Annotated in this window: 4 protein-coding genes; 1 reads left to right on the top strand and 3 read right to left on the bottom strand. The window is 38.5% G+C overall.

All coding sequences use genetic code 11. The annotated features are described in order from the left end of the window. Positions 1 to 58: 58 nt before the first annotated feature. From O3599_RS09705 to O3599_RS09695, 3 genes are all read right to left on the bottom strand, one after another. On the bottom strand, positions 59 to 1,288 hold the full coding sequence (locus O3599_RS09705) for a tetratricopeptide repeat protein (RefSeq protein ID WP_247939904.1): 1,230 nt from the start codon (positions 1,286 to 1,288) through the stop codon (positions 59 to 61). Continuing rightward, positions 1,278 to 2,444, bottom strand: coding sequence for an AI-2E family transporter (locus tag O3599_RS09700; protein WP_247939905.1), 1,167 nt, complete (start codon positions 2,442 to 2,444; stop codon positions 1,278 to 1,280). Before O3599_RS09700 ends, O3599_RS09705 begins: the two co-directional genes overlap by 11 nt. A gap of 117 nt (positions 2,445 to 2,561) precedes the next feature. After that, positions 2,562 to 4,544, bottom strand: a complete 1,983-nt coding sequence (locus O3599_RS09695) for a peptide ABC transporter substrate-binding protein (protein ID WP_247939906.1) — start codon at positions 4,542 to 4,544, stop codon at positions 2,562 to 2,564. Positions 4,545 to 4,716: 172 nt separating this feature from the next. On the opposite strand from O3599_RS09695, the gene O3599_RS09690 reads away from it, so the two are divergent. Next, positions 4,717 to 5,730 carry a lactonase family protein gene (locus tag O3599_RS09690; RefSeq protein WP_247939907.1) on the top strand — a complete coding sequence of 338 codons (1,014 nt, stop codon included), beginning with the start codon at positions 4,717 to 4,719 and terminating at the stop codon, positions 5,728 to 5,730. Positions 5,731 to 5,769: the final 39 nt, after the last annotated feature.

Below are 5,769 nucleotides of genomic sequence, written 5' to 3'. Positions count from 1 at the left end.
AAAAAAGAAAAACTATACCTATCAAAAATGATTAGATACAGTTTTTAAAAATATATTCTTACAATCTCTCAAATAGTTCTTGCATTTGTACATCATCTGGAACTAGTTTTAAGTAAGTTTGAGCATTGACTTTGGCTTCCTCAAAGTAGCCCAATTCACGCAAGAGATAGATATAGTGTTCCAGAAACTCTGGATTATCCTTCAAATCTCCTACCAACCCTTGGTAATGCTCGTAGGCAGTATCCAAATCGTCCATCTCTTGATAGGAACGAGCAATCATCCACTTGGTCAAAAGATTTTCTGGCTCATCACTTTGTAAGTCTAGAATGTCCTCATAACGTTCCTGTTCTAGATAAATAGTTGCTAAACGGAGTAAAATTTCTTCTGTATCCTCAGCGTCTGCTTTAGCAGTAAGGAGGTAGTTTTCTGCACCACTAGCATCATGTAATTCATAAGAAAATTGTGAAGCAGCTAGCAAGAGGCGAGTTTCAAAGGGATTTTTCTCTAAGCCTTGCTTAGCGATACGCAGGGCTTCTTGAACCTGATGTTCCTTATGTAAGGCCTGACTGTAACCATATTCATAGCCTTCAAAGTCAGGAGAAATGGTATCAAGCTGCTTAAAATAGAGAACAGCTTTTTGGTATTCTTCTTGATCAAAGTAAAGACTGGCCAACTCAAAAGCTGTTAGGTCATCGTATTCTAACTCCAGGGCTTTTTCTAAAAACTCTGTAGCCGTTTCAAATTTCCCCAACTGTGCATAGGCAAAGCCAATTCGTTGATAGGTAGAAATGCCTGTTTGCTCATAAATAGTACGATTATCTAACTGGGCATAGCCTTGAATAGCTTCTTGGTAATTTTCCAACTCACTATCCAACTCTGCTAATCCCAATATCAAGAGAGGATCCTCTGAGTAAGTCAAGGCCTCCAATAATTTCTCACGCGCCACATCTGTCAAACCTTCCAGCTGGTAGAGGTCTGCTTTAAGAGCCAAAGCCGAAACATACCAGTCACTGTCAGCTTGGATTTCCTCTAGATAGGTAAATGCTTCTTCGATTTGACCATCCTCGCTAGCGATTGCTGCTAGATTAAGATGAACCTCTGGAAAGTCCTCTACGATTTTCAGGTAAATTTCCTTGGCCTGAGGATAAAAACCAATCCCTTCTAGATAGGTGGCTAACTCATACAGAAGGTCACTTGGATCATTTTCTAAAGCTTTGACGAAATAATGTTCTGCCTTAACTAAATCTTGCTCTTCCAAAGCCTGTAGCATCTGTTGACTATTGTTCACTCTTGATTTCCTCTCCCTCTAGTTCATATAGGCCACTGACTACCTTATACCATTCAAAAATGGCTGAAATGACAACTTTAGCAGAAGCATAAACCGGAATACCGAGTAAAACTCCCCAGATACCAAACATGGATCCTGAAGTCAACAAAACAAAGAGAACATTAATGGGATGGATGTTTAATTGACTTCCCAAAATCAATGGAGAGACAAAACGGCCTTCAATAGTTTGTTCTACTATAAAGACAATCACTACTTTTAAAAGCATGACTGGCCCAGCAATCAAGCCCAATACTAGGGCAGGAAGCATGGCTAAGAAGCTACCCAAATAAGGAACCAAATTTAAAATACCAGCAGTAACCCCCAACGTAACTGCATAGCGTAGACCAATAATCTTGAAGAAAATCATAAACATTACCGCTACAATAATCGCCACTGTCACTTGCCCTCGAACATAGTTGGACAACTGTTGATTCACATCTGATAAAACCTGTCCAACAGGTTCTTTCAATTTCGTTGGCATGAATTGGGTCAAATAGTGACGTAGGCCTTTTCCATCACGTAAGAGATAAAAGAGCATGAAAGGAACGATAATCAAGGCAACAATCACTTGAGAAGCACCGCTAATAAAGGCACTTACCCAGTTAACTGCCTGAGAAGAAACTTTACTTGCCCAAACTGTAGCCTGACTTGAAAAGTTTGTCAAAACTTGTTCTAGCTGAGGCCTGAAATCATCTGGTAAACGCTTAGTTACCAAATCATCAATAACTCGATCAGCATCTTCGAGGTAGATTGGTACATTTCTTGCAAATGTTAAAACTTGACGTTGCAGATTTGGAATAGCTACTGCCAAGCCCCAAATGATAAAAAGAGCGATGATGACAAAGACAATAGTGATAGCTATAACACGATTCACCTTATGCTTCTCCATCCAATCAACAATAGGATTTAATAAATAATATAGCAAACCAGATAGAATGACTGGCAACATCACGACCGCCAAAAAGTCTAAAACAGGTGAAAATAGAAAACTAATCTTACTTAAAATAAAAAGATTCAGTCCCAATAATAAGGTCACCAAAAATACCGTAATGGCCTTATTATCCAAAAACCACTTGAAAAACCAAGATAGGCTAAAATGTTTCTCTTTTTGCTCCATAAATACTTCCTTTCTATTGTTCTCTCATTATACCATTTTTAAATCAAAATAACTCTTTTTTAAAGTGCTTACATGGAGACAGCAACATAAAAAATCTCCTCAAAAGAGGAGATTCGATTAGTCTTGAATATGACGGTCTAAGTTCTTCTGATAATCAGCATTGGATTTGGCTTTTTCATCAGCAAATTTCTTGCGGAACTCATCCATTTCTTTAGTAGTGACAATCTTATCTTGGATTTTCAGATACTTGTAGCTATTTTCACTAGTCTTGTCACCTACCCAGCCACCGGCACCACTGCCAGGAACCATTTTCGTCACTAGCATTTGAGCACCATCAGAGTATACTGGAATAACAAGTGCACTATCTGACAACCAAGCTTGAGCCTTAGAATATTTGGAATAACGTTTTTGAAGGTCTGTTTTCTCACTATTTGCATCATCAATCAATTCTTTGTATTTATCCAATCCAACTGTTTTAATAACTGGATTGTCTGTTCCTGGTGCCACACCAAGAGCACTTAGGAGACTTGGACCTGAAGTTGGATCAAATACATCTAGATAAGTCGATGGATCTGCAAAGTCTGGAGTCCAACCACTGACTGCATTAATATCCCAGTCAGTATTTGCATTGGAAGTAGCTAGAGTAGTCATACTTCCCAATTCGTCATCAGAAACTTGTTGAATATCAACAACTACATTGTCAGAGCCTAAGGCTTCCTCAATGGATTGTTTATAAGACTGAACCTGTCGAATAAAATCTGGATTTGATGAAGAAATTGGCAAATCTAAATGAATTGGGAACTGTACTCCATCAGCTTGAAGGGTTTTCTTAGCAGCTTCAAATTTAGCCTTAGCCTTGTCTACATTATGAAGTGAATCTTGGGCATCATCAAGACTGACATCTTTCCAGACATTATCCAATTTATCCAATTCTGTCTTAGTAACTTGACCAAATGTTTGATCTCCTACTTGAACAAATGTTGGAGGAGTGAAACTTGTCCGTAACTTACGAGGTCCTACTTCATCACCAAATACTTGAGAAATCCCTGCTTTACGATCTACCGCAAAAGCCAAGGCTTGACGGAAATCTTTGTTTAACAAGGCTTTCTTAGTAGAAGTTTTTTCTGCATCACTTGTTTTAGCAGTGTGATTGTAATTTACACGGTCGATATTAGTAGACATATAGAATACGCCACCTCTTTGTTGACTGTATACAATATTATCCTTGTACTTTTCTTTTAGACGTTCATAGTTGGCAGAGTTTTTAAAGAGAGGTGCAGCTGGATAGTGTCCCTCATCAAAACCGCGTCCTAGAGAGTCTGCATCTTGACCATCAAAGAAGGATAACTTGATATCATCAATAAAGACATTTTGTTTATCCCAGTAGTTTTGATTTTTGGTCATTTCGATAGAAGACTTAGATGTAAGACCTTTGAGGAGATAAGGCCCATTGTAGAGAATGCTCGTTACATCCGTTGGTTTACCAAAGTCATCTCCTTTAGAAGCTAAAAAGTCTTCATTAACTGGTGCAAGGACTCCCATTGTTGTTTTTGAATTCCAGAAAGATTCTGGATGATTCAAAGTATAGACTACAGTATAATCGTCAGTTGCTTTTACCCCAACACTAGAAAAATCTGTTGTTTTCCCATTTACATAGTCATCCAATCCTTTGATAGAATCCTGTACGAGATAAAGAGCCTGTGATTTCTTATCTGCTGCATGTTTCAGACCAGTTACAAAGTCCTGAGCCTTGACTTCACCATACTCTTCCCCCTCATTGGTATACCATTTGACTCCCTGACGGATTTTATAGGTATAGGTTAAACCATCTTTGGAAACAGTCCAATCTTCTGCAACTGATGGAACCAGATTGCCATATTGGTCATTTTCAAGCAAACCGTCAATAACGTTACCTGTGACCTGTTTAGTGCTGACATTTCCAGAAACTGTATAATCCAGAGTCGAAGGATCTGATGAAAATACATAGGCATAAGTAACTGGTTTATTTGCTTCTTTATTAACATTACCAGATGAACACGCGGCTAGGACAGCTGCCGAGAGTACAGCAACTCCTGCTGCTAAGAAAACATGTTTTTTCATAAACAAACTCCTTTGCAATTTGTATAGGATTATTATAGCACTTTTCAAAAGGAAATCAATACAAAAACAAGTTAAATTTAATATTTTATTATGTTTAATTATGTGTTATAGAATTCCTCCAACTACAATTTTTGTGATATAATAGTCATATCTTTATTATAGAGGTAAAGTTATGAAAGAAACTGTTTATTTTGGAACTTATACACGTCGTACTTCTCAAGGGATTTACAAGGCAGACTTTGATACAGAAACTGGTCAGCTTTCAAATCTAGAACTTTTTGCTACTGAGCCAAGTCCAACCTACCTTGCCTTTGACCAGCATCAACATTTATACACTGTTGGTAGTCAAGACGATAAGGGTGGAATTGCAGCCTATCAAACTAATGGTACCTTATTAAATCACGTCGTTGAAGAGGGAGCCCCCCACTGTTATGTTGCCGTTGATGAAGAGCGTGATTTGGTTTACGCGGCAAACTACCACAAGGGACAGGTCCTTGTTTATAAACGTCAGGAAGATGGTTGTCTTCTACTTAGTGATGTTGATCAACACAGTGGCCAAGGTCCACATGAAAATCAAGCTTCTCCACATGTTCACTATACAGATTTAACACCTGACCACTATCTAGTGACCTGCGACTTGGGTACTGACCAAGTAATTACTTACGATCTTGATTCAGAAGGAAAATTATCTAAGCTCTATACCTATCATAGCCAGCCAGGAGCAGGCTCACGCCATATTATTTTCCATAACCATTATAAAATCGCTTATCTCATTTGTGAACTCAATAGCACTATCGAAGTTCTAATCTACGATGGTGTTGGCGAATTTGAACGCATGCAAGTCATTTCAACTCTACCAGACGGTTATGAAGGCTTTAATGGTACTGCTGCTATTCGTCTCTCTAAAGATGGTAAATACCTCTACGCCTCTAACCGTGGTCATGATTCTATCGCAGTATATACAATTCTTGCGGACGGTAGCTTAGAGTTGTTAGAAATCGTTCCGACACATGGTCAGACTCCACGTGATTTTGATTTGACACCGGATCAAGAATTTGTCATTGCTGTCCATCAGGACTCTGACAATGCAACTGTCTTTAAACGCAATTCTGAAACTGGACGTCTAGCAGAACTTTCTAATGACTTCCATATACCAGAAGCCGTCTGCATCAGATTTGCCCCTTAAGAAAACATAAAAAATGAACTTGGTAACTCAAGTTCATTT

Origin of the sequence: Streptococcus sp. 27098_8_103, from assembly GCF_041432345.1 — a bacterium.
Taxonomy (GTDB): Bacteria; Bacillota; Bacilli; order Lactobacillales; family Streptococcaceae; genus Streptococcus; species Streptococcus mitis_BV.
This window is presented reverse-complemented; position numbering and strand designations above follow the sequence as displayed.

Bases quoted from the DNA above. Each gene is read 5' to 3' on its own strand.
- O3599_RS09700 (WP_247939905.1), bottom strand. From the start codon at position 2,444: ATGGAGCAAAAAGAGAAACATTTTAGCCTATCTTGGTTTTTCAAGTGG.
- O3599_RS09695 (WP_247939906.1), bottom strand. From the start codon at position 4,544: ATGAAAAAACATGTTTTCTTAGCAGCAGGAGTTGCTGTACTCTCGGCA.
- O3599_RS09690 (WP_247939907.1), top strand. From the start codon at position 4,717: ATGAAAGAAACTGTTTATTTTGGAACTTATACACGTCGTACTTCTCAA.